Genomic DNA, 25911 nt, shown 5'->3' with positions numbered 1-25911 from the left:
TTAGTATAACGTAATATAGAAACACAGTGTTACTATAATGGAACAAATTGCTTTCGATGAAACAAAAATCTAACGCTTTCAAAACTATATCAGGTTACTATTTTCTTCACTAGAATAAGAGTTGTAAGTTCATTATTTCGTGAGGAGGATGAATTATGAGTAACGGGATTAAAATCGCAACAATTGGTGGAGGCTCCAGCTATACGCCGGAATTAGTAGAAGGTTTTATTAAAAGATATGACGAATTGCCAGTGCGGGAATTGTGGCTAGTGGATATTGAAGAAGGGCAGGAGAAGCTCGAAATCGTTGGAAACCTGGCGAAAAGAATGATTGAAAAAGCAGGACTTCCCATTAAAGTTCATCTAACATTAGACAGAAGAGCGGCACTTGAGGGTGCAGATTTTGTTACGACCCAATTTCGCGTTGGCCAGTTGGATGCGCGCGCAAAGGATGAGCGAATTCCGTTAAAACATGGAGTGCTAGGCCAAGAAACAAATGGACCTGGTGGACTTTTCAAAGGACTGCGTACCATCCCCGTTATTTTAGATATCATAAAGGACATGAAAGAGCTTTGCCCAGATGCTTGGTTAATCAACTTTACCAACCCTGCTGGTATGGTGACAGAGGCGATCCTTCGCTATACCGACCATGAAAAAGTCGTAGGGTTATGTAACGTGCCGATTGGCATGGAAATGGGGACTGCAAAGCTCTTGGATGTAGATCATTCTCGTATCCGCATTGATTTTGCCGGATTAAATCACATGGTTTATGGCTTAGACGTCTATCTGGATGGTGTTAGTGTGAAAGATAGAGTGATGGAATTATTAGCTGTTCCGGAAAACACCAGCTTCGTTAAAAATATTGAAGGGCTGGGCTGGGAGCCGGAATTCATTCGGGCACTAAACGTTTTAACGTGTCCGTACCACCAATATTATTACAAGCGTGGTGAAATGGTAGAAAAAGAACTGAAAAATTTCGAAGACGGCACAACGAGAGCCGAAGTCGTGAAACAGCTGGAAGCAGAATTATTCGAGCTATACAGTGATCCTAACCTTTCCATCAAACCACCACAATTAGAGGAACGGGGTGGAGCGTACTACAGTGATGCAGCCGTTCGATTAATCTCCTCCATTTATAACGATAAACGCGACATCCAAGCCGTTAACACAAGAAATAATGGTTCTATTGCAAGCATCCCAGATGAATCCGCAGTAGAGGTAAGCTGTGTCATCACAAAAGAGGGACCAAAGCCAATTGTGAATGGTGATTTACCCGTTCAGGTTAGAGGTTTAGTCCAAGAAATTAAAGCCTTTGAACGAATAGCAGCAGAAGCAGCCGTGACAGGAAGCTATGATACAGCACTGCTAGCCATGACAATTAATCCACTAGTAGCGTCCGATAAAGTAGGAAAAGCAATTTTGGATGAAATGATGGAAGCACATAAAGAGTATTTGCCACAGTTTTTCCAGGCGGTGAAGTAATCATTTTAGGTGGAAGCAGCTCAGGGGAGGTTGCTCTTTTAATAAAGAATTTGCCCCGCTCAAGCTTTTGTTGCTGTGGCGGGGCAAAATTATTTTTTTGTATATTTTTCATGTGATTTACTGGAGCTTTTACTTAAATGTAATGAAATAAGTACTTTCAAATGCTTCCCCAGCAGGCAATACGTTGATTCCTGCTTTTTCCTTCAGGTCGCCTGTCGTATCATGCATATCCGCAATTCCGTACCAAGGCTCAATGCAAAGGAACGGTGCAATTGTGCCAGCAGTTTCATCGTATTTGCTCCATATGCCGACATACGGGAACCCGGCACAATCCACTTCAACTCCTTTTCCAGAACGCTTTGAAGTTAGCTTAACATGATTTACATTGCTAAAGATCAAGGCATCGTTTTTAAATAGATCTGCTGAAAGAACAGGCGTAATGGGACTCGAGATGTTATTTTCTTTTACATGTACAAGCGCATCCTTGAGCTCAAATTGTGTAACATTTTCATCGCCTAATAGGGCAAGCTCATAATCGGCAAGCGTTTCTCCTTCCAATAAAGGAATCTGAAAAGCAGGATGACCACCAATGGAAAAATACATGCTTTCCTCATTTTCATTGACGATTTTCCAGCTGATGGAAAGACTTTCTCCTTTTAGCAAATACGTGATGATCGCCTGAAATTCATAAGGATATTGTGCCGTGAATTGCTTGTCTGAATAAAAGGAAAAGCTCACGAGATCCGGCCCCTGTTGGTGAAGATCAAATGTTACATCACGTAAAAAGCCATGCTGATTCATGGAATATTCTTCGCCCTCCACTTTATAGCGATCTTCCTTTAACCGCCCAACTATCGGAAAAAGTACAGGAGAAATACGCCCCCAATAGGCCGGATCTCCTTCCCACATATACTGGATCCCTTCTTTTTTATTCCAAATTTCTCGAAGCTCTGCACCCTCAGGGCTAATGCTGACCTTGAGGTGCTCATTCTCAATTACCTGCATGTCGATACCTCATTTCCGATATTGTTGAATTTATTATAGCAAATTTCTGGTGCGTTTTCGGTGGGAGGTGTTTGTGGAAGTGCGGGAGGGGGAGTTAAGGGGGGGTGATTAAGTGAAACCAAATGAGGCAGAAGTGAAGCGAGAGCGTGGAAAAATGAAACCATAGCACCTTAAAGTGGAACCACAGCACCTCAAAGTGAAGCAAGAGCAGCCGAAAGTGGAACCACAGCACCCCCAAGTGAAACGAGACTAGCCAAAAGTGAAACCACTAACTAGACAGCCCAACCCATTGCATAATAAATAGCTGAAAAATGACGGAATTATGAGATAGTGTTAAAATAAAGAAGGTTGGAGCGGATAAAGAGCGGTCACGAGGAGACTTCAAGTATTCTTGACATAATCGTACCAGAATATTTAAGGCGCTATCTATCGGCGCATTAAATTCCAAACTAATTCCGACTCAAAATGACTAAATATTCTGACAGTAAAAACCTCTCGTAAGAGCTTCGTTCCATCCGTATATATTGTAGCTCCTTCTTGAATACTAAAAGAAAACCAGAACAGAAATTGGACTTCAGGTTCCCTTCATTAAAAAGGAAGGGCAGGAAAGGAAGAGAATTATGAAACGAGTAGTAACAGAAGTGACATCCGTATTCTGGATAACGTTAGCAATTACGATTGCCATGTCAATATGGGGGTCAGTGGCTCCAGGTTTATTTGAAGAATATTCTGGGGTGTTAATGAACTTTATATCCGTACATTTTGGTTGGTATTATTTACTTGGTGTCACGTTTTTCGTGATCTTTTGTATATATTTGATTTTTAGTCGATTTGGCAAGATCAGATTAGGAAAGCCAAACGATCGCCCGGAATTTAGCTATGCTTCCTGGTTTGCCATGCTATTTAGTGCTGGCATGGGGATTGGGCTCGTGTTTTATGGGACGGCTTCACCAGTCTCCCATTATATAAAAACCCCGCCAACAGCAGAGGCCGGGTCAGTAGCGGCATTAGAGGATGCGCTACGTATTACGTTTTTCCATTACGGAATCCACGCTTGGGCGATTTATGCTATCATCGGTTTAATTTTGGCATACTTTACATTCCGACTTGGAAAACCCGCTTTAGTCAGCTCCACACTTGAGCCACTTTTCGGGCGTAGCATGAAGGGTGGTTGGGGCAAGGCGGTTGATGTTATCGCCGTATTTGCGACAATCATTGGGGTTGCTACCACACTCGGGTTTGGGGCAACACAGATTAATGGTGGACTTACGTATCTTTTCGGTGTGGATAGTGATTTTTGGGTCCAGTTAGTGATCATTGTGATCGTTACGGTATTATTTATGATTAGTACGTATTCCGGGCTAGGAAAAGGAATCAAATATTTAAGTAATGCAAACATGGGATTGGCAGGCCTGTTATTTGTGGGAACATTAATTCTCGGGCCCACATTATACATCCTTAATTCCTTTACGAATACGATTGGAACTTATATCTTGAGTCTGCCTGTTGAGGCCTTACGAATCGCACCAAATAGTGAGTCGGAAAGACAATGGATTATGGACTGGACTGTATTCTTCTGGGCTTGGTGGATCGCCTGGTCACCATTTGTTGGTATCTTTATCGCCCGAATTTCCAGAGGGCGTACAATTAGAGAATTCCTTTCCGGCGTGTTGCTTGTCCCAACCATCGTCTGCTTCCTATGGTTTGCGACATTCGGAATGTCTGGTATCGACATCCAAAATAGCGGCGTGGATTTAGCGGGATTACCGGATGAGCAGGTGCTATTCGGAATGTTTGACCACCTGCCTATGGGAATTATTCTTTCCATACTAGGGATTTTGCTTATCTCTACATTCTTTATCACATCCGCAGACTCCGCAACCTTTGTACTTGGCATGCAAACAACAAACGGTTCATTATCACCGTCCAATGTTGTGAAATTCACCTGGGGTATTGCACAATCCCTAATAGCAGCAGTCCTGCTTTATACTGGTGGACTACAAGCCCTGCAAAACGTCCTAATCTCGGCGGCATTTCCATTTTCGATTATCATGCTCTTAATGTGTATCTCCTTCTACAAAGCACTTTCAAAGGATAAAGTAGGAGGGATAAAAGCAGCTAATAAGGGAGGAAATAAAGGGGCAAATAAAGGAGGAAAATAGTTGCAAAAGAAATTAAAGATGATGTCTTTTGCTGTAATGTTCTTTGGCATCATGCTTTTGTTAAACCTGTTAGGTTATACGATCATTCCTAATGCCATTAGTATTGTTGCTATATTTGTCCTATCGACCGTTCTTGCTGGGATGGGAACTGTGTATCAGCGTAGTATTAGTAAATAGGGAAAGGCTCCTTTTTCAGGAGCCTTTTTTGTGTGGGGGCGACTTGGGAGGTCGCGCACCAGCCTTGATAAGTCGCGCGTGGAGTGAAGGAAGTCGAGCGTCAGCACTTGGAGGTCGAGCGCCGAATGATGAGAGTCGCGCATCAGAGTTTTCGTAATTTGATCAATTGCGCCCTTGCTCGCACTATAAGCTTAAATACATTTCTCTACACTTTTAATCAAAATGTGCAGGGGAACTAAAAAACGGGTTGCCAAGGCAGCCCGTTTTTCATGTTAATTGGAAATTGCATCTGCTTTATTAGTCTCTAGTTGTCTCTCAATCTCATTTTTCCAATCTTCACGTTTATTCACCACGAATTTGTATGGAGTACCAGTCTTATCCACGACCGTTAAACCATTTTTAATAACCGATAGTCCAAAAAGTTTATTCGTGTATAATTCTACGTAATCAACATCAGCCAATTTAATCTCCACCCTGTCACTTTGGATATTAGCCTTATGTGGTTGATGGATTAACTGCTGATCCGTTAAGTATAGCTTCCCCCCAACGCCTTCCTTGCCTTTCCATAGGTTTGCGAGCCCTTGTTTGATTATGTTTTCCATGTGAATCTCCCCTTTGTTTTATAATATATAAATATATTAATGGATGGATAGGCATTTTGCTGGAATGGTGCATAGACCGTTAGACGTGCTTGGCGCTCGCCCCCTTATGAGTGAGGCTCGAGTTAGCGTGCATGGTGCTCGCCCTTACAAGAGTGCCGCTCGTCTTAGCCTGCCAACCGCTCGCCCTCCCACACACTCTCTAATCCAACTCAACACTAAAAACCAGCGCACCACCCAAGGTTATGCGCTCATTCTCATCAATCCGCTCCTAGCACCCTTAATGTCTCATAATAATTCGCGATTGGGTGATAGTCTGCTTTTGCTTTTTCACTTTTAATTGGGCTTTGCCTGATGTTATCGCGGAATAACATGTTGTACCAGCCACCGCCGTGTGCGTGATCAATGAAGATGTTCGAGCAGTAATCCAGCATGGCTTCATAGCGCTGCCAGTAGGCGGGGTTGTTTAATTTTCTAGCTAATAGGGCGGAGGCGCCGAATGTTTCTGCTTGCACCCAGTAATATTTATCAGTATCCATGGTAATTTTGTCTGCGGAAATCGAGTAAATGATGCCACCGTATACCATGTCCGCGCCTTTTTGATAGGCCTCCTGGTATAAGTGCACAGCTCGGTCGGTCATCCACGGCTCGCTAATATGGCGATCCAACATGATTAATAGCTTGCTCCACTCAATGGAATGTCCTGGCACAAAGCCATGTGGGCGAAATTCCTGCTTGCTTTCATCTGTTTCGACAAATGTCCAGTCCGGCTCCCATTCTGGAGTGAAGTGTTCCCATACCAGTCCCTTCGTCTGGAAAGTAAGGCGCCCGGTGACAGCATCGGCCAGTTGGTAGGCGCGGTCTAAATATTTCTGATATGAGGTCGCTTCATAGGCAGCGATCATCGCTTCGGTCATGTGCATGTTGGCATTTTGCCCGCGATACTCCGCTACTTCCGACCAGTCTGCAGACAATTCGTCGGCATACAAATGATAGGCGTCTTCCCAGAAATGCTCCTCCAGCACCTTATATACGGAATCGATTACATCGCCCGCCCACTCAATCCCAGCGGTATAAGCCTTTGATGCCGCAAGTAACACGAAGGCATGGCCATAGGCATACTTAGTATCCTCGGTAACCAGCTGACCATCCAATGTCCAATAGTAGCCGCCATTCACCTTGTCCTGATGATGCTCCTGCAAGAAACGCAGGCCATGCTCGGCCGCCTCCAGGCAAAAGCCTCCCTTGCCAAGAATCGCGCCAATGCTGAAATTATAAATAAAGCGACATGTTCCGACCAGATGCTTCGTGGAATAAGGAGAAAGCTCCCCGTCGTCATAAAAGCTGTGGTTGTATCCGCCATTTTCCTCGTCAATGCAGGTGGGGTAATAAAAAGCTAACGTGCTGTCAATTTGTTCATGCAACCAATTTTCTGCGTAAGTTTCCGGTCCGTGCTGCTGTCCCATTTCATCATCTCCCCAAAAATATATGTATAGGAACTATTCCCTACAGGGGAGCACTCTAAAACGATTACTTCTCAACCTTCATCATTTTTACAAAAGGCAAAAAGATCAGCATCAGAAGTACGGGGAAGAAGAGTGGCTGTATTAAATTCCCAAATGGCACGGATGTTAGCAGTAATAAAAGAAGACTCAGCACTATAATCCCAGCAAAAAGAACCGTATTCATCACGAGGAAAAGCTTGATCACTTCTTTATTCTTAAAAGCACGAAAATACATGACAATCATCACAATGATAAACAGACCAAGGAAAATAAGCTCCAAGTTCTGACTCCACGCACCAATTTGCGCAATAGCTTGTCCTTCCTCTTCCGAAATGGCCCCAGACCCATTGGCTGTTCCTGTCGTAATTCGGTGATTCTCCACTCCCACAAAACCGAGATATAGCAGGAGCATAATCGTTGTATAGATAAGGTAAAAAATGCGTTCACCTTTCGAGTTAAACAGTTTCATGGTTCACCTCCTACTCTTATTTTAACAGGTTTTGTGGGGGAAAGCTTTTCTGTTTCATATTCTGAGATCTGCCCACGTCCAGCTCCAGCGCCCAGAGACTAGCGCGACTTCCTCTTACGTCTCTGAAAAGAACACTTCCGCTATTTTCCAAAAAAATAGATTGCCAGAACGTACGTTCAAGGCTATAATCATTTCATAAAGATTTGCAATTTTAGGAAATGAGGAGAAGAAATGAAAAAATGGGCAATGGCTTTTTTAGCTTTTGTACTACTCGTGGTAACTGTAATGCCGGGCTTTGCAAGCGCAGAAAAAAGCGCTGTATTTGGAAAGGATTTAACCAAGTACTTAGAAAGGGTTAGCAAGGAACGGGGCTTTACAGTTACAGAGGAAGACATCGAGTATTCCCTCTCTCTTTATGAAGAAACACTGGACAACTATGACAGCTTGGAAGATCTTGAATCCTTCCTAGGTGAAATCATTCAAAAGGATGGCAGCAACCTAAAGGATGTTTACGAGATATATGAATTTAAAAAAGCAGACCTTGAAGCACTTTTAGCTGAAAACGGGGAAACGCTGGAAGACTATGTGTTCCTCGATGATCTCTATCAAGCAATCGATTTCTATTTAGAGGAGCGAATTGTACGCGATCCTGATTTTGATAAAAATCTAGAAATCTATTTAAAAGATATAAGTGAAATAAGAGGATTTACCGTAACACGTGAAGACATCGTGGCGTCACTTGCGCTATATGAGGAAAACCTGGACAACTACAAAACAGTCGAGCGTGTTTTCGAATTCCTCGGTGAGGTGATAAAAGCTGACTTAAGCAATCTCGATTACTTTACAGATATGTATGATGTTAGCAAAGCTGAACTGCTCGCATTGATGGAAGAGAATGGGCTTGATATCAACGACTATATTTTCCTTGATGATTTAGATGTGGATATCAGCAGCTATTTTCACGATTCGTATCTTGTAGAGGAGTTAAGCTTGTTAATGAAAGAATACGGCTTGACGGAGGAAGAAATCACCCGACTCGAGGAGCATTTCCTTTCCATTGCTGAGCATTGGGATGAGGAGGCACTTGAGCGCATATTTGCTTTATCGGAGCGGATGCTAGTATTTGAAAACTTTGATGAAGCCACAGAGCTCACCCCAGCACAAGCTGCCGAGCTACTTTCCATTTACCAGGAAGCCATTTCACTTTTCCAAGTGAAGGTGGATTACAGCCTGATTAAGGATGGCAAGGAAGAGCCATTGTCACTGTCTGCGCTATTTGCGATGACAGAGCTTGTGAACGCAGATTTGAAAATGTCGATCTATAACCTGGAGGGTGAATTTCTGGCAGATTTAATCATCACAGGGGACATGGTCGATAGTGACACTGTACATGAGACAGGACAAGCCCTATCAAATAGCACGGAAAAGCCGGAAACAGCACCAGTCAAAAAGACTGTGACTTCAGAAGCGACAGCAACAGCCACTGTTAAAGGGGGGGAGTTGCCAAAAACAGCTTCCAACTATGGAATGGGCAGTCTTGCCGGGCTATTCCTGATCGCAGCAAGTGTCTTCTTATTCCGGAAAACAAGGTCTACTAACCTTGAAAAGTAGAAAGAAGCTGTTATTGAGTGCCAGCGCCGTCCTGCTTTTGGTTGGAGGGCTCTGGTTAACCGTTTTGAATGGGTGGACATTTATGAAGGGGTATAGTCTTGGTAGGGGAGGCGGTCAGCAGGAAGTTTCGGCTGAATCGAAGGACCGTTCAGCTGAAACGAAAGCAGCTTCTAGCGAAAAACAGGTAGCGGACGCGGATGCTCCTCTCTACCCAACTCGCCCAAAAATCGGCGATGAGATCGGGGAGCTTTCCATCCCAAAACTCGACGCAATCTTACCAATATTCCACGGAACAGATGAGGATGAATTAGCCAAAGGGGTTGGTCACTATGCAGATAGTGTCCTGCCAGGCGAGAAAGATAATGCTGTTTTGTCGGGTCATCGGGATACAGTGTTTCGAAAATTAGGGGATGTTGGGGTTGGGGATGAGCTCATCGTCACAACAAGTGCAGGCGAGTTCACCTACAAGGTGCGCAAAGTCCGAATTGTCGATGCCGATGACCGCACCGTCATCGTGCCAAAGCCACGTGCCACATTGACTGTCAGCACCTGCTATCCATTTGATTTCATTGGCGCAGCACCAGAACGATATATTTTAGAAGCCTATTTGGTGAAGTAAAACCTGGAGAAATCTGGGTTTTTTAATTGGGGTTATTGCGGGTCAGCACCGCGCTTCATCCGATAAATCTCCGTCCGATTCGCCCACACATCGTCACGCAGCATGGTAAGCTGGGCAGCTTGATTGAACGCTTCGTCTTTTAATTCACCGAATTCTTTGGCGTTGGAGATTTTCAGTCCGTCAAATTCCGCTTTTAATGTTTCTTGACCTGCTAATAGGCCGCGAAGCATTTGGTTATGGCCATCGAGTTTTGTGTCATGTTCGTCTAGTCGGTGTTCTACATTGCCTAAACGTGTTTCAACATTATCTAATCGATGCTCTATCTTATCTAACCGGTTTTCTATCTTGTCCAAACGTCCTGCTATCTGTCCAAGCATCCCAATAATTTGATCCTCTTTCTGCATGCTTTCACCTCCTCAAATTTCATCTTCATTATAGCACACGAGCATTTAAATAAAAGAAGGTGAAATTGGAATTTACCTATGCTGCTATAGTGTAAAACTGTCTTTCTGTTTTAGGGAAAATGCAGAGATAAAGGGGGTTTTAACAATAAGAATATAATTTTATACATTTTTCATAAGCTGGGAGAACAGGTATGATAGCAGGTAAAAAGGAGAACGAAATGATTATAAAGAAAAGAAACAAAACAGAGTTGGAACAATTTGAGGCACTACTATCGAGACTGAGGCCGGACCATCCGAAAATAAGGGAGTTGGAAAGCGATTTTGCCAGGCGGAAAAAGGGATACATTGGTGAGAAACAGGTGGACTATTTTTTAGATGAGCTGGCAGCCGAAATGACCATCTTGCAAGACCTGAATCTTTCAGTTGATGGGAAAAATATGCAGATTGATAACCTGCTCATTTCTCGCCAAGCCGCGTACATTGTGGAAGTGAAAAACTACAGTGGCACCATCCTTTTCGATACAGAGCTCCAGCAATTCACTCGTGATGACGGCTCACGAGAAAAAGGCTTCCGCCACCCCATTCAGCAGGCAGAATTGCAAAAGCAACGCCTTCAAGCCTGGCTGCAGGAGATGAACCTTCCTCCGATTCCCATTTATTGCTTTATTGCCGTTAGTGATCCTAGCACGATTATTAAAGTAGAAGGAGAGAGGGAGCACATCGCCAGAGTTGTCTCACACGCTGCTTACATACCAGGGAAGATAAAATCACAAGCCGACGCGATGACCGGAAATGCGCCCATTCAGCATCAAAAGCTAGGGGCCACAATTTTACGAGCATGTAAACAAGCTCGCCATCTTCCCGTGTTGCGTTACGGGATACAAACCCAAGATATACTACCAGGCGTTCACTGCCCAGCATGTAGATATCTCGGAATGGAGCGAATTTACGGAACGTGGCTTTGTCCGAAGTGCAATAGGAAAAGTAAAGTCGCGCATAAGAGGGCATTGCTCGACTACTTCTTGCTAGTTAACCCCACGATAAATAATGCAGATTGCATGCAGTTTTTAGGCATAAGTTCCGCTACTATAGCTAATCGACTTTTTAAATCTATGAACCTAACCTATATTAAGGAAAACAGAAGATGGACCCTATCCAAACGTAGCGTGGTAAAGTGACAGCACAGGAGGGAGGAGTGACAAGAGAGCGGGGCAGAGTGACAAGAGAGCGTGGCAGAGTGACAGCAGAGCGGCCCAAAGTGACAGCACAGCATCCCAAAGTGACAGCAGAGCGGCCCAAAGTGACAGCACAGCCCCCCAAAGTGACAGCAGAACGCCCCAAAGTGACAGCAGAGCGGCTCAAACTGACAGCACAGCCCCCCGAAGTGACAGCAGAGCGGCTCAAACTGACAGCACAGCCTCCAACCCAAAAGAACTCCAGCCACGCTGGAGTTCTCTATTAACCAAAATCTATATATTTAATAAAAACCTTCAATAAAGACATCAAATGCGCCACTAAAATAACGCGTTTAATCCTCCCACCAAAAAAAGAACTCCAGCCCCGCTGGAGTTCCCCATTAACCAAAAAATTAAATTTTATAAAACCAAACCCACTAATTAATAAAACCTCTTAAACCCTTCAAACTTACTCTTCCAATAAGAGTTATTCAAGCTGGTCTTCGTTACGCCTGTTGAAGATCCTGCATGGATGAACTCATTGTTGCCAACATAGATGCCCATGTGGCTGATGCCGGCGCGGTAGGTGCCTGAGAAGAATACGAGGTCGCCTACTTTTGGTTTGTTTACATAGAAGGAGCGGTTATAGTAGCCGTCTGTTGATGTGCGGCTGATGTCTTTGCCCGCTTGCTTGTATGCGTAGTAGATGAAGCCGCTGCAGTCGAAGCCGCTTGGCGTTTGTCCGCCCCAAACGTATGGAACGCCGTATTGGCTTTTTGCTACGGATAGTAGCTTGTTGACATTGTAGTCTACGTTTGAGCTTGGCTTTTCATTTGAAACGTTGCTCCCGCTACCAGATCCCGAACTGCTACCCTTGCTTGAGCCAATGTTCAATTTCTGACCAATTAGGATTAGATCAGATTTCAAGTTATTCCATTTCTTCAGGTTTGCTACGGTTGTGCCGTTTTGGGAGGCGATGCGTGATAGGGAATCGCCGGCTTTAACGGTGTACACTTTCGCTGATCCTGTGGATGGGTTGCTGTGCCCGCCGGAGCTTGAATTAGAACCAGATGAACTAGATCCGCCGCTTGAGCTTGACCCGCCATTCGACCCGCCATTTTTACTCACGACAAATACGTTGCCTGGGAAAATGAGGGTGGTGTCTAAGTCGTTCCAATCCATTAGTTTCTTAAGTGAGATGTTGTGTCTTGAGGCGATGCCACTTAATGTGTCGCCACTTTTCACGGTGTATGTAGATTTAGATGATGTAGTTGAATTAGTAGAATTTGAATTATTAGAATTAGAATTTGAATTAGATGATTGCTTTTTAGATGTTTCCAGAACCTGGTTCGGGAAGATAATGTCTCCTGAAAGCTTGTTAATAGATTTCAGTTGTGAAACACTCGTGTTGTATTTCTGTGCGATGGTCCAAAGAGAATCGCCACTTTTCACTTTATACGACGCTGCTTCTGCTTCTTCCGCACCGACGATGGCTGCTGCTATAGCTGCACTGGCAGTAACCGACATAATCATCTTCTTATTTGCCAAGGTCGTTTCCTCCTGCATAAATTGTGTTTTCTTTCCATAAAATACTAGAAAGTAATCTTATTATATCTTTTCTGACAAAAGATTGATAGATAACTAATGGGTTTGTAATACAACTGTAATATAGAGTCGGTCCTAAAGTCCTAGGTATAACTTCCTTTCGACAAAACACTTATATATCAACCTCCCCGCCATCATGCCGAGCTTCAAGAACTTCCCTTCACCTTTCTAAAAATGTTAAAAAATATAAAAAAATCATTTTAAAACCTAGCAATTATGGTATAATTTCATATTGTAATGTCGAAATACGCTATTAAACTACTTAGATTAAGAGGAAGATGGGGGTAACAGCATGGAAGAAACTATTTCCCTGAAGGAGATATTCGGGGTTATCAAAAAGCGTTTGCTTTTGATACTTGCCTTTGTTTTTGGGGCAGCGTTAATTGCGGCCGCAGTGAGTTATTTTGTCCTGACACCGACATATGAATCCAGCTCACAGTTCATTGTAAACCAAGGGCAGCAGGATCCTGAAGTACAATACAATGTCAATGATATACGTGCCAATGTTGAAATCATAAATACATATAATGTTATTATCAAAAGTCCTGCTATTTTAGATGAAGTAGTAGAGGAATTAAACCTTCCTTATGGTTCTGGAGCACTTGGGGAAAAAATTCAGGTTTCGAATGCCGAGAATTCACAGGTTGTATCAGTAACGGCAACGGATGAAAGTCCAGAACGCGCAGTAGAGATCGCCAATACAACTGTTTCCACATTCCAAGAAAATATCACAGAATATATGAATGTCGATAATGTAAGTGTTTTATCAGAAGCAGAGCTAAGTGAAAATCCTTCTCCAGTTGCACCAAATCCAATGCTGAACATTGCGATTGCGATTGTGCTTGGGGGAATGATTGGCGTCGGCTTATCCTTCTTACTTGAATACTTGGATAACACGGTGACAACAGAAGACGATCTTGAGAAAAAACACGGTCTCCCAGTTCTAGGTGTGATCGCGCATATTGATACCGACGACTTGCATGGGGATCAATTCTCCTTCCAGGCAAAATCGACGAAAAGGAGTGGCTTTAATGGGGCGCAGAAAAAGACAAGCTAACCAAACGAATAAAATGCGGCATTTAATTGCCAAGCTGAACCCGAAGTCACCAATCTCGGAACAATATCGGACGATCCGTACAAATCTGCAATTTGCTTCAATAGATGAAGCTTTACGTGCGATCCTCGTGACGTCATCTGGTCCTGGGGAAGGGAAATCAATGACGACGGCAAACTTAGCTGTTGTGTACGCACAGCAAGGGAAAAAAGTCCTTCTAATTGATGCTGACCTTAGAAAGCCGACTGTTCATTACACATTCCGCCTCGATAATCTACGTGGTTTGAGCAATATCCTCGTTGGGGAAAATACAATTGAAGAAACCGTAAATCGCACAGACGTAGATAACTTAGATGTCATCTCGTGTGGGCCGATCCCGCCTAATCCATCCGAGCTACTTGCCTCACGAAAAATGGAGCAATTCCTAATTGATGCAAGGCAGTCTTATGACATGGTAATCTTTGATACACCACCAGTGCTAGCAGTAGCGGACGCACAAATTCTAGCTAATATTGTCGATGGTTCCTTGCTTGTCGTTCGCAGTAAGCATACAGAAAATGAGTCCTTGGAAAAAGCGAAGGAAGCACTAGAGCCAGCTAGAGCAAAACTATTAGGCGCAGTGTTAAATGACCGAGAAAAGAAAGCATCCAACTATCATTACTATTATGGTACGAATTAAATAGAGAAAACTCCCTGCAGGTTAAGGAGCAGGGGGTTTTTTACTTTTATGGATTAATTCATAGCGCCTTAACTAATCTTTTGTTACAATAACTATGACAATAGACCTAAGAATACTAGTTAAATCTATTAAAATGTTAATATTTTTTAACAGTCAAATTACTTGGTAAAGACTTACAATATCTGCTATAATATGCAGTAATATTTAAACAATTCCAATAAATACGCATGAAAAGAACAACTAATAGGAAGTGATTTGAATGATCGATATCCATAGTCATATCATCCCAGGTGTTGATGACGGTGCCCAGACAGAAACAGACAGTATCGAAATGGCGAAGGCCGCTGTCGAACAAGGGATCCATACTATCATTGCCACCCCACACCATCGCAATGGAAAATACGACAATGATCGCTCCACGATTATGCGTCATGTGGAAATTTTAAGTGAGCTGTTTGTTAGACAAGACATCCCACTAACCGTCCTACCTGGACAAGAAGTACGTATTAATGGAGACATGATCGAGGAAATTGAAGACGAGACGATACTTCCACTTAATGAGACGAAGTATCTGTTTGTTGAATTTCCATCAAGTAGTGTGCCACGCTATGCACCGAAAATGCTCTATGATATTCAGTTGGCGGGCTATACACCAATTATCGTTCATCCGGAGCGAAATGCGGAATTAATTCAGGACTCTAATAAATTGTATGAGTTTGTACGAAAAGGTGCACTTACTCAAGTAACGGCAGCGAGTGTCATCGGTAAATTTGGGAAAAACATTCAGAAGTTTTCCCATCAGCTAATTGAATCGAACCTTACGCATTTTGTTGCAACAGATGCACACAATACAACTACACGTGGCTTTTGCTTGCAGGAGGCCATGCAGTCGATCAAGCAGGAGTATGGCAGTGATTATTTCTATATGTTCATGGAAAACAGCCAGCTCTTAGTTGATAACAGCAATGTGAATAAAATGGAACCATTTAGGATTAAAAAGAAAAAATTTCTAGGCTTGTTCTAATGAAAGAGAATTGGGAGTACACACCACGTACTCTCTTTTTTAACAGACATGCAAAAGAAAGACAGGTAAAGCATGTCACAGGGGATTAGGAGATACACTTACAAACGAGACAATCATCGACGTAAAAGGGGCAGTAAAAAATGATCAAGGTAATGCTAGTGGAGGATCAACGCTTATTTAGTGAAGGGGTAGAAGCGTTAATCTCTAATACAGAGGATATTCAAGTGGTTGGAGTAGCGAACAATGGCAAGGAAGCAATTGAGATCTTCAAGCAATGTCTTCCCGATGTGGTGCTAATGGACATCCATATGCCAGAACTGGATGGGATTAAAGCGACCATTCGTGTGAAGGAAACACATCCCGACGTAAAGGTGATACTACTGACCACATATGCAGACGAAGATCTTGTTATAACCGGAGTAAACGCAGGAGCAGATGGCTTCCTACTGAAAAGTCTCCGTTCTGCAAGCCTTATCCGCTCCATTCGTGAAGTCTATGATAATGAAATCGTTTTATCAGGGTCTGCAGCTAGAATACTAGCAGAGAAAATACGTGACCAAACCTACAGCAAAAAAGAAATCCTTGATCGCAAACTACGTAATCGAAATATTACCCTATCCGCAAGAGAGCTGGACATCGTTTGTTTGCTTATGGATCACCTCACAAACAAGCAAATAGCTGAAAAACTCTTCCTCAGTGAAGGCACCATAAAAAATTATATTAGTGAGCTCTATCATAAATTCGACATCCCAAATCGTAAAAAGCTGCTCCAATACTTACAAAAAGTATTAAACAGGAAGAATTAGGAACAATTTAGGCTACTTGTGACTTTTATTTCCAAAAGTCACTACAATCATGACCGGGCCTTTAGTATTATATTCTTTGTAGGTTATTTTCCTGAAATAGGAAAGTTCATATAGAAAAATACAAGCTACGATATTACATACGAAATGTCAGCTGAGAATGAAGGTACGGATATGTTCTATGTGGGGTTTTATGAGCCAAGTGATAGGGTGAAAGTGTTAGCAACGCAAATTAATGAGCAGCAAGATATACATGTGGTGTTTGGACCAATTGATGTACTTTCCAAATGCTGTAGTTTAGTCTTTTTGGATTTGCGTGAATTACCGCAAACAAAGAGGATCTACATCATAAAAGCTTTTACCAAAGAGGATGTAAAAGTCGTTGGTCTAGTTGCAAGGGGAGAAGAGCCCCGTTACTTGATGCAATTGGTTCAAGTAGGAATAACAAGTTTACTAGAGCATCATTCCTTCTCGACTCTGTTACAAGCAATCAATTCGGCTCAAAAGGACCATAGTATTCTACCACCATCCCTGTTACACTTACTAAAAGAAAAAATTGTCGACATGAGGCAGGTAGAGCAGGAAAGTTTCGCCCACAGAATTTTAAATTCCGGCGTTAATCTTACCCCGAAAGAGATCGAAATTGCCTATCTGATAGAAAAGGGATTAAGAAACCGTGATATCGCCTATCTACTTGATACGAAGGAAAGAACGGTTAAAGTACATATTAGCCACATTTATGCGAAATTTGGCATAAAACACCGTCGAAATGTTATGAAACATTTGAAAGAATTGAGAAACCAAAAGAAAGGAGCGAGCTTATGAGCTATCGGATGCGTTTAGCACTTCTAATTTTATTGGATTCTGTGATCGTTAGTACGGCGATCTTTATTGCTTCCTGGGTTGTTTACCCATTTACATCGATCATAAACATGAACGCCATCATCATTAGCGCAATTGCACTTTTATTATTTCATCATTTATTCGCGTTTATCTATAAGCTCTATAACAAGGTATGGTCTTATGCCAGTGTTGGAGAGCTTGTCGCCATTGTACAAGCTATTACGTTTTCGATTCTTTGTGCCGGTGTTGTCATGTATTTATTTAATGATTATGCTTTATATCGGAGAGCATTGATCGTTACGTGGATGCTACATATTATTTTAATCGGAGGTTCCCGCTTCATGTGGCGTATCTTCCGTGATCGGTACATAAAACAGGACACCAACAAAAAACGTACGCTTATTGTTGGGGCTGGATCAGCTGGTGCTATGATTGCCCGCCAACTTAGAAATGAACAGCAAAACACAGAGCTATCACCAGTCGCATTCGTCGATGATGATGTACATAAACAGAAGATGCTCCTATTTAACCTTCCAGTAGCAGGAGGAGTAAAGGATATTCCAAAAATTGTTGATGAGCTGGAAATTGAGCATATCGTTATCGCGATTCCTTCTTTACAGAACGGGGAGTTAGAAAAGATCGTCGCTTCTGCCAACAAAACAAAGGCAAAGGTACAGATGATCCCGAAAATTGAAGATCTTATGACAGGCCGTGTATCTGTTAGCAACCTAAAAAATGTCGAGGTCGAGGATTTGCTTGGCCGGGAGCCAGTTAAGCTTGATATTAACGCTATTTCAGAATATGTGACAGGTCAAACGGTAATGGTAACAGGTGCTGGTGGCTCGATCGGTTCAGAGATTTGCCGACAGGTTATGAAGTTTACACCAAAGAAAATCGTGCTAGTCGGACACGGAGAATTCAGCATTTATACTATTGATATGGAATTAAAACAGCAATACGGTGATACAGAGATTGATATTGTTCCCGTTATTGCAGATGTCCAGGACAGAGAACGCATTTTCGAGGTCGTTGACACACATGATCCGGCTATTATCTACCATGCCGCAGCGCACAAGCATGTACCATTAATGGAATATAACCCACATGAAGCGGTGAAAAACAATATTATTGGCACGAAAAATGTAGCCGAAGCAGCAGACACATTTGGCATCAGTACATTTGTACTCGTCTCAACAGATAAAGCCGTGAACCCAACCAACGTAATGGGGGCAACAAAACGAGTTGCAGAGATGGTTGTACAGGATCTTGCAAGCAGAAGTAAAACAAAATTCGTTGCTGTACGGTTTGGTAATGTGCTTGGTAGTCGTGGGAGTGTCATCCCGTTATTTAAAAAGCAAATTGAACAGGGAGGCCCTGTTACCGTAACAGACCCTGAAATGACAAGGTACTTTATGACCATTCCAGAAGCCTCTAGGCTAGTCGTGCAAGCAGGAACCTTGGCAAAAGGTGGAGAAATCTTTGTTCTTGATATGGGAGAACCAGTCAAAATTGTGGACCTTGCTCGTAACCTTATTAAACTATCAGGTTACACGGAAGAGGAGATTCCAATACAATTCTCTGGTATTAGACCAGGAGAGAAAATGTATGAGGAATTACTTGGAGAAGATGAAATACATCCTGGTGAAGTATATGAGAAGATTTATGTTGGGCGAACCGCTGTGGTTGATAAGCAGCTGTTTTTAAATTTAATTGATAGATTTGAAGGTTATGATAAAGTAGAGCTAAAAGAAAAACTTATGGCTATTGTATTTATGGAGAGAACGTACTTGAGTGTGAAAGGGAGCTAGAGAAGCTAACTTAAAATAGGTTTATTCATTAAACATGATGGGGGAAAGGTCATGAGAACTGTTAAAAAAGCTATTATTCCTGCAGCAGGATTAGGGACAAGGTTCTTACCAGCTACAAAGGCTATGCCAAAGGAAATGCTTCCAATTGTGGACAAACCCACAATTCAATATATTGTCGAGGAAGCGATAGAATCGGGTATTGAAGATATTATCATTGTTACAGGTAAAGGTAAGCGAGCAATTGAAGACCATTTTGATCATAACTTTGAGCTAGAGGATAATTTAATCAAAAAAGAGAAGTTTGAGCTTTTGGAAAAGGTAAATCATGCGTCTAGTGTTGATATTCACTATATACGACAAAAAGACCCTAAAGGGTTGGGACATGCAGTATGGTGTGCACGTAAGTTTATTGGTAATGAGCCATTTGCTGTATTACTAGGAGATGATATTGTTCGTGCTGAAACTCCAGGCCTAAAGCAATTAATTCAACAATACGAAGAAACACAACAATCTATAGTTGGAGTGCAGCAAGTTCCAGGCAGTGAAACGCATCGTTACGGAATTGTTGACCCTAGTACGATTGAAGGTAGACGTTATCAGGTTAGTAATTTTGTAGAAAAACCGAAACAAGGAAGTGCACCTTCTAATCTTGCCATAATGGGTCGTTATGTATTTACTCCTGAGATCTTTGATTTTCTTGATATGCAACAGATTGGTGCTGGTGGAGAAATTCAGTTGACTGATGCGATTCAAATGCTAAATGAATTACAGAAAGTGTATGCTTATGATTTCGAAGGTAAGCGATATGATGTTGGGGAGAAGTTAGGTTTTGTGAAGACGAATATTGAAATGGCACTAAAAAATGATGAAATCAAGGATGAATTGTTCGCATATTTGAAAGAAAAGATTGAGAGTGGAATAACGTTCAAAAACTAAACATTATTGAGAGTTGTTTCCATAGTCTTATAAAATATACATTTAAATGATTTGAATGCTTAAAAGTGGATTAAGGTTACCTTGTTCGGCTAGGTTTTGAGGTGTGAGTCGTTAGGGAGAGGTACCCTGCTAGTTTTTTACTGTATAAATGCTCAGATTTATTACTAGGGTATGTAAGTGAAAAACATGAATTGTATTTGAAAATGTTAAAAAAGTTTCCATTATTTGTTTTGCTATTCTCTTAACCTTTATTGGTTTTAATTTTTCGAAAAGACTTTTGGAAGGTAAGGGTTAAAAAACTTGGTTATGAAAACATATATAAGAGAGTTACTTCATTTCATACTAATTTAAATATTTATAAAAAGGATTCTAAGTAGGTTAGTAGTTGGAGGGAATGAAAAGAATAATAAAATCTAATTAAGTCCTAACCATCTAAAGTATAATCTATTAAAAGAATACTACATTTTTAGGTTTAATTGGAGTAGAAGGGTTCTGTGAATAATGAATTACAAAAGATTAAAAAGGTTTTTAGATATTGTTTTTTCTATGATTGGGTTAACTTTCCTTTCTCCTATTATGTTAATAATAACTATTGCTATTAAATTAGAATCAAAAGGGCCAGTTATTTTTCAGCAAGAACGTATTGGATTAGATGGGAAAGTTTTTAAAATAAATAAATTTCGCTCGATGTGTGTAGGTGCAGAGAAAAGCGGTGTATATGAAACTAAGGGAGATGCAAGGGTTACTAAAGTAGGGAAATTCATTCGAAAAACAAGCATGGATGAATTTCCACAGTTTATAAATATAATTAAAGGTGATATGTCAATAATTGGTCCAAGACCTACTTTAACTTACCACCCCTGGCCGATTGATGAATATACAGAGATACAAAAAAAGAGATTTAAAGTTAGACCCGGAGTGACGGGGTGGGCACAGGTAAATGGTAGGAAAGAAGTTCCTTGGGATGAAAGAATTAAGTATGATGTTGAATACGTTGAACACCTCTCAATTGGTTTTGACCTAAAGATAATTTTTAAAACTTTAATCAAGGTTGTAGCAATGCAAGGTAATGTCAATATTAGTGAAACTGCAAAGAAAGAAAAAGCACAAGCCGATGACCAAGAGTCTAGAGTTGCAGCAACCATTGAGGAAAGAAGGAATAACTAAATGAGTTTAAAGCTGATGTATATAACAAACCAAGAGGAGATTGCAAAGATAGCAGAAAATAGTGGAGTGGATTGGATTTTCATTGATCTTGAGATTAATGGGAAAGACTTACGGCAAGGGCATTTAGATACAGTCATTTCCAGGCATAGTATAAGAGATGTTAAAAAAATTAAGAGTGTACTAACCAACTCTGAATTGCTAGTCCGAGTGAACCCAATATATGAAGAGTCAAAAAAAGAGATAGATAAAGTGATTAAAGACGGAGCAGACATTGTAATGCTCCCATTTTTTAAAACAAAAGAAGAAGTTGAGCTTTTTGTCAGTTATGTAAATGGAAGAGCTAAGGTGTGTCTTTTATGCGAAACCTCAGAGGCAGTAGAAAATATAGACTCTATCTTAACTGTTCAAGGTATTAACTATATTCATATCGGATTAAATGATTTACACCTTAGCTATAATATGAAGTTTATGTTTGAACTTTTAACAGATGGAACAGTTAAGATGCTTTGCGAAAAGATTGGTAATAAAGGGATCCCCTATGGATTTGGCGGAATAGCAAAAATAGGAGAAGGGACTCTTCCCGCTGAAAATATTATCGCTGAACATTACCGTTTAGGTTCAAGGATGACTATCTTGTCAAGAAGCTTTTGTAACACTAATAGTATAATAGACATTACTGAAGTAGAGCAAGAATTTAGAGAAGGCGTAAAAAAAATAAGACTATATGAAGAAAGTTTATTAAACTTAGACAGTCTTTCTTATGCAAAAAACTATAATCATATTAAGCATATAGTTTCTAATGTTGTTCGTGAATATGTCAAAAAAAATTAGGAGTATAATATGATTTTTTTTATCAATGTTCTTAAAGCACTAGCTGCAATATTAATTACAAATGCTCACTTTACAGGCGTTTATCCTACAGACTTGATAGCAAATGGTGGGTTACTAGGAGATGTGTTGTTTTTCTCAGTTTCAGGCTTTTTACTAGTGAATATAAGATATAAATTTATAAAATGGTATTATAAACGTTTAATAAGGATTTATCCTACAGTTTGGATAATTACATTATTGTATATTTTTCTAGGATTTTATACATTTGAAAACTGGAGTTTATTTGATTATTTATTGTTTCCTACATACTATCATTTTGTTGCCTCTATTATTTTATTGTATATACCTTATTTTATTGTTATTAAATCTGAGTTGTTATCAACTAATATTCCAAAAGTGATGTTTGGACTGTTACTTGTTCAATTGTTTATTTATTTGTTTTTCTACGATAAGTCCACTTATCATATTGATACAGTAAGAGAGCCTATGATTCGATTTTTGTTTTTTCAATCAATGTTAATAGGTGCTTATTTTAGATTATATAAGGACAAGTTTATAAACATTAATGTGAAATTTAACTGGTCTCTACTTATAATATTAACAGGTATTTACTTTGTTACGAAATTAGCCTTTGTAGAATACGAAAGTCTAAGTACTTTGCAAATATTTAATCAGATTATCCTGATAGGTGTGTTATTTTTTATTTTTAGGTGTTTTATTGGTATTGATAGTTATCTCGAAAGATTACAAAGCAAATTTAAATCCTCAATAAATTTTTTAGCAAAAATAACCTTAGAAATATATTTAGTGCAATACGTGATTATCCCGGTCTTTTCTCCCATTATCTTTCCATTAAATTGGTTTGTTATTAGTTTAACAATTTTATTATCTGCTTATACTTTGCATTTAATTGGGTCTAAAGTAAGTAACTTTTTAGATATAACAAATAAAGATAATTTTAATAATAAGATAGCTAGAGGAGCATAAAATGAGGTTATTGTTGACAGGTGCTTTTAAGTATAACGAAGAACAAATTAGAAGTATAAAGTCGTTAGGGTATGAAATAATTTTTATTCAAGATGAACGTCTCCCCTTACAAATGGATCTATCGAGCATAGATGCAGTGGTTTGTAACAGCTTGTTTTTATATCATGATATAAGGAGATTTAAAAAATTAGAATTCATTCAACTAACTAGTGCTGGACTTGATAGAGTGCCGTTAGACTATATTAAGAGAAAAGGTATAATTCTACATAGCGCCAAGGGAGTATATAGTATACCAATGGCTGAGTGGGTGATTTTAAAAATCTTAGAAATTTATAAGAATAGTAAGCAGTTCTATGAAGCGCAACGTGTGCAAAAATGGGAGAAGCATCGAGATTTACTTGAGTTGACAGAAAAAACTATAGCTATTATTGGTTTTGGAGATGTGGGGAAAGAGATCGCAACAAGACTTATGCCTTTTAATGTAAAATTAATAGGGGTAGGGAGGAGGGAACTAAATTCATCAATTTTAAATGAATATTACCTAATTAACAATCTAGATATTGTCTTGAATAAGAGTGATATAGTTATCTTAACCATCCCTCATACAAACGAGACAAATTATTTAATAGATGCAAAAAGATTAAAAAATATGAAAGATACTAGTATCCTCATTAACGTGTCTCGCGGAGGAGTAATACATGAACCATCTTTAATAGAATTCCTTAAGAAGGGTAAATTTCTGGGAGTAGCACTGGATGTTTTTGAGGAGGAACCGTTGTCTAAAGAAAATCCATTATGGAGTTTTAATAGATTATTAATTACCCCTCATAACTCATTTGTGTCAAATAAAGTAAACGATAGACTTTTTAAGTTAATTACAAGTAATCTGAAAGAGAATTTAAATAAAGATAATTTTTAGAGAGGTGATTAGTTGAAAATCATGGTGATTTCCCCGAAAAATAAGACATTGTTTAACTTCAGGGGCGACCTTATTAAGAGATTTATTTCTGAAGGACATGAAGTGGTTGCTACTGGGCCAGATAGAGAATTTATAAATGATGTTTTGTCACTTGGAGTCAAATTTATAGAAATACCATTTACAAAAGATAATACAAGTATTTTAGGTGATATTAAATATTTTAAAAGACTCAAGAATGCAATTACTGAGCAGAAACCGGACTTAGTGTTTAGTTATACCATAAAACCAGTAATATATGGGAGTTTAGCAGCGCGCAAGGCTGGAGTAAAAAGGATTTATTCAATGGTAACAGGATTAGGGCGTGTTTATGCCTCGAGGAGTAAAAAAGCAAAGGTGTTAAGGATGATTACTGGGTTACTTTATAAGAAGGCGTTTAAGAAGTCTAATAAAGTGATCTTCCAAAATAGTGACGATTTAAAGCAGTTTGTCAAATTAGGGTACGTAAACGAGAAAAAGGCTGTCCGTATAGATGGTTCAGGGGTTAATATGTCAAAATTTAGTGCAAGTAAACTACCGAATCAACCTATATTTTTAATGGTAGCTAGAATTATTAAGGAGAAAGGTGTATTTGAATTTGCTGAAGCAGCTCGCAAAGTGAAGAAGGATTTTCCAGAAGCAAGATTTATTTTACTAGGAGGATTTGACCGTTCAATCGGAGCAATTAAACCTGAAGAGATTGAACCTTATATACAAGATGGGTCTATAGAATTTCCAGGTGAAACAAAGGATGTTATTCCATTTTTTAAAGAATCAAGTGTATTCGTCTTGCCAACTTATTATAGGGAGGGGCTCCCCAGAACAATTCTAGAAGCAATGGCAATGGGGAGACCAGTAATTACTACAGATTGGCCAGGTTGCCGAGATGCAGTAATTGATGGCTTTAATGGGTATTTAATCAAACCAAAGGATAGTAAAATCCTAGCTGAAAAAATGAAAAAATTATTGGTGAACTTTGAATTAACAGAAGAAATGTCAAACAATAGTTTCAGCCTTTGTAAAGAAAAGTACGATGTGAATATTGTTAATAGTAAGATGTTAAATATTATGGATATTTAATAATAAGGAGACATAGTTCATGAATTTTTATAAAAAAATAATAAGAAGTCCAAATTTAAGGTATAAAATTTTAGATTTATTAGAGTTTATACCAGATAAACTGATGATTAATATCCAATATCGTCTTAAAACTGGGCATAAGTTAAGTTTAGAAGAGCCTAAGAGATACACCGAAAAAATTCAATGGTACAAATTAAATTATCGTGATCCTCTTATAACTCAATGCTCAGATAAGTATACAGTTCGAAAATATGTAGAAAGTAAAGGGTTAGGTAGTTTTCTTAATGAATTATATGGTGTTTATGATGATCCAGATGAAATAGACTTCGATGCATTGCCAAATTCATTTGTAATTAAAATGACTACTGGTTCAGGTACAAATATACTTGTACCTGATAAATCAAAAATGGACATAAATAATGTTAATAAGCAATTAAGGTTATGGATGAAGAGAAGTAATATAAGTTATGGTAGAGAATGGGGGTACTACAATTGTAAAAGAAGAATAATTATAGAAAAGTTACTAAAAAGAGATAGTAATAATGATATACCAGACTACAAGTTTTTTTGTTTTAATGGTAAAGTATTTTGCTTGTATACTATGATTGATTATATAGATAATTCTGAAATGGGGAGACTAGGCTTCTTTGATCAAAAGTTTAATAAATTACCATTTAGAAGAGCTGATTATGGTAAGTTAAATAGAGAAATACCAAAGCCAAAGAACTTTGAAAAAATGGTAGAAATAGCACAAATCCTATCAAAAGACTTTCCCCATGTGCGTGTTGATTTATATAACATAAATGGTCAAATTATTTTTGGAGAAACTACTTTCTACAATGCAAGTGGTTATACAAAGTTTGTTCCTGACGAATATGATTATATTATAGGCGAACAATTCCAACTGCCTAATGAATCTAGAGATTAAATAA

26 protein-coding genes are annotated in these 25911 nt (G+C 39.7%); 20 read left to right on the top strand and 6 right to left on the bottom strand.

The genetic code is table 11. The annotated features are described in order from the left end of the window. The first annotated feature begins 155 nt into the window (after window positions 1-155). A complete protein-coding gene (locus LG273_RS15830; protein WP_404455363.1) occupies window positions 156-1481 on the top strand; it encodes a 6-phospho-beta-glucosidase in 1326 nt (441 codons plus the stop codon). A 129-nt stretch (window positions 1482-1610) separates the two neighbouring features. Here the strand turns inward: LG273_RS15830 and LG273_RS15825 are convergent, their stop codons facing one another. Next, a complete protein-coding gene (locus tag LG273_RS15825) occupies window positions 1611-2486 on the bottom strand; it encodes an aldose 1-epimerase family protein (protein WP_404455361.1) in 876 nt (291 codons plus the stop codon). A 620-nt stretch (window positions 2487-3106) separates the two neighbouring features. Between LG273_RS15825 and LG273_RS15820 the strand changes: the two genes are divergently transcribed. Both LG273_RS15820 and LG273_RS15815 read left to right on the top strand, forming a co-directional pair. Beyond that, entirely contained in the window at window positions 3107-4648 is a 1542-nt protein-coding gene (locus LG273_RS15820; protein WP_404455358.1) for a BCCT family transporter, read from the top strand. Further along, window positions 4649-4825: a hypothetical protein gene (locus LG273_RS15815; RefSeq protein WP_404455355.1), complete on the top strand. Its 177-nt coding sequence runs from the start codon at window positions 4649-4651 to the stop codon at window positions 4823-4825. Between the two features lie 272 nt (window positions 4826-5097). Here LG273_RS15815 and LG273_RS15810 read toward each other — a convergent pair whose 3' ends face one another. The 3 genes from LG273_RS15810 to LG273_RS15800 all read right to left on the bottom strand — a co-directional run bounded on the left by LG273_RS15810 (window position 5098) and on the right by LG273_RS15800 (window position 7398). Then, window positions 5098-5427, bottom strand: coding sequence for a hypothetical protein (locus LG273_RS15810; RefSeq protein WP_404455352.1), 330 nt, complete (start codon window positions 5425-5427; stop codon window positions 5098-5100). 257 nt (window positions 5428-5684) lie between these two features. Next, a complete protein-coding gene (locus tag LG273_RS15805) occupies window positions 5685-6890 on the bottom strand; it encodes an AGE family epimerase/isomerase (protein ID WP_404455349.1) in 1206 nt (401 codons plus the stop codon). Between the two features lie 64 nt (window positions 6891-6954). Continuing rightward, a complete protein-coding gene (locus LG273_RS15800) occupies window positions 6955-7398 on the bottom strand; it encodes a hypothetical protein (RefSeq protein WP_404455346.1) in 444 nt (147 codons plus the stop codon). 231 nt (window positions 7399-7629) lie between these two features. Between LG273_RS15800 and LG273_RS15795 the strand changes: the two genes are divergently transcribed. Both LG273_RS15795 and LG273_RS15790 read left to right on the top strand, forming a co-directional pair. Beyond that, a complete protein-coding gene (locus LG273_RS15795; protein WP_404455343.1) occupies window positions 7630-9009 on the top strand; it encodes a processed acidic surface protein in 1380 nt (459 codons plus the stop codon). Between the two features lie 82 nt (window positions 9010-9091). Beyond that, window positions 9092-9628 carry a class D sortase gene (locus tag LG273_RS15790; protein ID WP_404455340.1) on the top strand — a complete coding sequence of 179 codons (537 nt, stop codon included), beginning with the start codon at window positions 9092-9094 and terminating at the stop codon, window positions 9626-9628. A 32-nt stretch (window positions 9629-9660) separates the two neighbouring features. Here LG273_RS15790 and LG273_RS15785 read toward each other — a convergent pair whose 3' ends face one another. Then, the gene (locus LG273_RS15785) at window positions 9661-10032 is read right to left on the bottom strand and encodes a hypothetical protein (protein ID WP_404455337.1); all 372 of its coding nucleotides are present in this window, start codon (window positions 10030-10032) and stop codon (window positions 9661-9663) included. A gap of 191 nt (window positions 10033-10223) precedes the next feature. On the opposite strand from LG273_RS15785, the gene LG273_RS15780 reads away from it, so the two are divergent. After that, on the top strand, window positions 10224-11210 hold the full coding sequence (locus tag LG273_RS15780) for a nuclease-related domain-containing protein (RefSeq protein WP_404455335.1): 987 nt from the start codon (window positions 10224-10226) through the stop codon (window positions 11208-11210). A gap of 17 nt (window positions 11211-11227) precedes the next feature. Further along, window positions 11228-11494 carry a hypothetical protein gene (locus LG273_RS15775; RefSeq protein WP_404455332.1) on the top strand — a complete coding sequence of 89 codons (267 nt, stop codon included), beginning with the start codon at window positions 11228-11230 and terminating at the stop codon, window positions 11492-11494. Between the two features lie 154 nt (window positions 11495-11648). Here the strand turns inward: LG273_RS15775 and LG273_RS15770 are convergent, their stop codons facing one another. Further along, complete coding sequence (locus LG273_RS15770; RefSeq protein WP_404455329.1) at window positions 11649-12755, bottom strand: LysM peptidoglycan-binding domain-containing protein; 1107 nt, start codon at window positions 12753-12755, stop codon at window positions 11649-11651. A 349-nt stretch (window positions 12756-13104) separates the two neighbouring features. On the opposite strand from LG273_RS15770, the gene LG273_RS15765 reads away from it, so the two are divergent. The 13 genes from LG273_RS15765 (at window position 13105) to LG273_RS15705 (ending at window position 25907) form a co-directional block, all read left to right on the top strand. Then, window positions 13105-13869 carry a YveK family protein gene (locus LG273_RS15765; RefSeq protein WP_404455326.1) on the top strand — a complete coding sequence of 255 codons (765 nt, stop codon included), beginning with the start codon at window positions 13105-13107 and terminating at the stop codon, window positions 13867-13869. Then, a complete protein-coding gene (locus LG273_RS15760) occupies window positions 13844-14545 on the top strand; it encodes a CpsD/CapB family tyrosine-protein kinase (protein ID WP_404455324.1) in 702 nt (233 codons plus the stop codon). The genes LG273_RS15765 and LG273_RS15760 overlap by 26 nt, the downstream gene beginning before the upstream one ends. A gap of 259 nt (window positions 14546-14804) precedes the next feature. Then, the gene (locus LG273_RS15755; protein ID WP_404455321.1) at window positions 14805-15569 is read left to right on the top strand and encodes a tyrosine-protein phosphatase; all 765 of its coding nucleotides are present in this window, start codon (window positions 14805-14807) and stop codon (window positions 15567-15569) included. 140 nt (window positions 15570-15709) lie between these two features. Next, window positions 15710-16375 (top strand): response regulator, encoded by a 666-nt coding sequence (locus LG273_RS15750; RefSeq protein WP_404455318.1) that lies wholly within the window; start codon window positions 15710-15712, stop codon window positions 16373-16375. 144 nt (window positions 16376-16519) lie between these two features. After that, a complete protein-coding gene (locus LG273_RS15745) occupies window positions 16520-17197 on the top strand; it encodes a LuxR C-terminal-related transcriptional regulator (protein ID WP_404455315.1) in 678 nt (225 codons plus the stop codon). Next, the gene (locus tag LG273_RS15740) at window positions 17194-19023 is read left to right on the top strand and encodes a polysaccharide biosynthesis protein (protein ID WP_404455312.1); all 1830 of its coding nucleotides are present in this window, start codon (window positions 17194-17196) and stop codon (window positions 19021-19023) included. Before LG273_RS15745 ends, LG273_RS15740 begins: the two co-directional genes overlap by 4 nt. Before the next feature lie 51 nt (window positions 19024-19074). Further along, complete coding sequence (gene galU, locus LG273_RS15735; protein WP_404455309.1) at window positions 19075-19959, top strand: UTP--glucose-1-phosphate uridylyltransferase GalU; 885 nt, start codon at window positions 19075-19077, stop codon at window positions 19957-19959. Window positions 19960-20460: 501 nt separating this feature from the next. Next, a complete protein-coding gene (locus LG273_RS15730) occupies window positions 20461-21126 on the top strand; it encodes a sugar transferase (protein ID WP_404455306.1) in 666 nt (221 codons plus the stop codon). Continuing rightward, window positions 21127-21957: an aldolase/citrate lyase family protein gene (locus LG273_RS15725; RefSeq protein ID WP_404455303.1), complete on the top strand. Its 831-nt coding sequence runs from the start codon at window positions 21127-21129 to the stop codon at window positions 21955-21957. It begins immediately after the preceding gene. A 9-nt stretch (window positions 21958-21966) separates the two neighbouring features. After that, window positions 21967-22944 (top strand): acyltransferase, encoded by a 978-nt coding sequence (locus tag LG273_RS15720; protein ID WP_404455300.1) that lies wholly within the window; start codon window positions 21967-21969, stop codon window positions 22942-22944. 1 nt (window position 22945) lies between these two features. Then, window positions 22946-23863: an NAD(P)-dependent oxidoreductase gene (locus tag LG273_RS15715; RefSeq protein ID WP_404455297.1), complete on the top strand. Its 918-nt coding sequence runs from the start codon at window positions 22946-22948 to the stop codon at window positions 23861-23863. Window positions 23864-23884: 21 nt separating this feature from the next. Continuing rightward, a complete protein-coding gene (locus LG273_RS15710) occupies window positions 23885-24979 on the top strand; it encodes a glycosyltransferase family 4 protein (protein ID WP_404459571.1) in 1095 nt (364 codons plus the stop codon). Between the two features lie 19 nt (window positions 24980-24998). After that, entirely contained in the window at window positions 24999-25907 is a 909-nt protein-coding gene (locus LG273_RS15705; RefSeq protein ID WP_404455294.1) for an ATP-grasp fold amidoligase family protein, read from the top strand. Window positions 25908-25911 lie beyond the last annotated feature (4 nt).

This window comes from Oceanobacillus kapialis (genome assembly GCF_044790185.1).
Lineage (GTDB): Bacteria > Bacillota > Bacilli > Bacillales > Amphibacillaceae > Oceanobacillus_B > Oceanobacillus_B kapialis.
Note: the sequence above shows the minus strand (reverse complement) of the source record. Positions and strands in the feature narration are given on the sequence as shown.

Coding starts and splice junctions, on each gene's coding strand:
- LG273_RS15830 (WP_404455363.1), top strand. CDS start 156: ATGAGTAACGGGATTAAAATCGCAACAATTGGTGGAGGCTCCAGCTAT.
- LG273_RS15825 (WP_404455361.1), bottom strand. CDS start 2,486: ATGCAGGTAATTGAGAATGAGCACCTCAAGGTCAGCATTAGCCCTGAG.
- LG273_RS15820 (WP_404455358.1), top strand. CDS start 3,107: ATGAAACGAGTAGTAACAGAAGTGACATCCGTATTCTGGATAACGTTA.
- LG273_RS15810 (WP_404455352.1), bottom strand. CDS start 5,427: ATGGAAAACATAATCAAACAAGGGCTCGCAAACCTATGGAAAGGCAAG.
- LG273_RS15805 (WP_404455349.1), bottom strand. CDS start 6,890: ATGGGACAGCAGCACGGACCGGAAACTTACGCAGAAAATTGGTTGCAT.
- LG273_RS15800 (WP_404455346.1), bottom strand. CDS start 7,398: ATGAAACTGTTTAACTCGAAAGGTGAACGCATTTTTTACCTTATCTAT.
- LG273_RS15795 (WP_404455343.1), top strand. CDS start 7,630: ATGAAAAAATGGGCAATGGCTTTTTTAGCTTTTGTACTACTCGTGGTA.
- LG273_RS15790 (WP_404455340.1), top strand. CDS start 9,092: ATGAAGGGGTATAGTCTTGGTAGGGGAGGCGGTCAGCAGGAAGTTTCG.
- LG273_RS15785 (WP_404455337.1), bottom strand. CDS start 10,032: ATGCAGAAAGAGGATCAAATTATTGGGATGCTTGGACAGATAGCAGGA.
- LG273_RS15780 (WP_404455335.1), top strand. CDS start 10,224: ATGATAGCAGGTAAAAAGGAGAACGAAATGATTATAAAGAAAAGAAAC.
- LG273_RS15765 (WP_404455326.1), top strand. CDS start 13,105: ATGGAAGAAACTATTTCCCTGAAGGAGATATTCGGGGTTATCAAAAAG.
- LG273_RS15760 (WP_404455324.1), top strand. CDS start 13,844: ATGGGGCGCAGAAAAAGACAAGCTAACCAAACGAATAAAATGCGGCAT.
- LG273_RS15755 (WP_404455321.1), top strand. CDS start 14,805: ATGATCGATATCCATAGTCATATCATCCCAGGTGTTGATGACGGTGCC.
- LG273_RS15750 (WP_404455318.1), top strand. CDS start 15,710: ATGATCAAGGTAATGCTAGTGGAGGATCAACGCTTATTTAGTGAAGGG.
- LG273_RS15745 (WP_404455315.1), top strand. CDS start 16,520: ATGTCAGCTGAGAATGAAGGTACGGATATGTTCTATGTGGGGTTTTAT.
- LG273_RS15740 (WP_404455312.1), top strand. CDS start 17,194: ATGAGCTATCGGATGCGTTTAGCACTTCTAATTTTATTGGATTCTGTG.
- galU (WP_404455309.1), top strand. CDS start 19,075: ATGAGAACTGTTAAAAAAGCTATTATTCCTGCAGCAGGATTAGGGACA.
- LG273_RS15730 (WP_404455306.1), top strand. CDS start 20,461: ATGAATTACAAAAGATTAAAAAGGTTTTTAGATATTGTTTTTTCTATG.
- LG273_RS15725 (WP_404455303.1), top strand. CDS start 21,127: ATGAGTTTAAAGCTGATGTATATAACAAACCAAGAGGAGATTGCAAAG.
- LG273_RS15720 (WP_404455300.1), top strand. CDS start 21,967: ATGATTTTTTTTATCAATGTTCTTAAAGCACTAGCTGCAATATTAATT.
- LG273_RS15715 (WP_404455297.1), top strand. CDS start 22,946: ATGAGGTTATTGTTGACAGGTGCTTTTAAGTATAACGAAGAACAAATT.
- LG273_RS15710 (WP_404459571.1), top strand. CDS start 23,885: ATGGTGATTTCCCCGAAAAATAAGACATTGTTTAACTTCAGGGGCGAC.
- LG273_RS15705 (WP_404455294.1), top strand. CDS start 24,999: ATGAATTTTTATAAAAAAATAATAAGAAGTCCAAATTTAAGGTATAAA.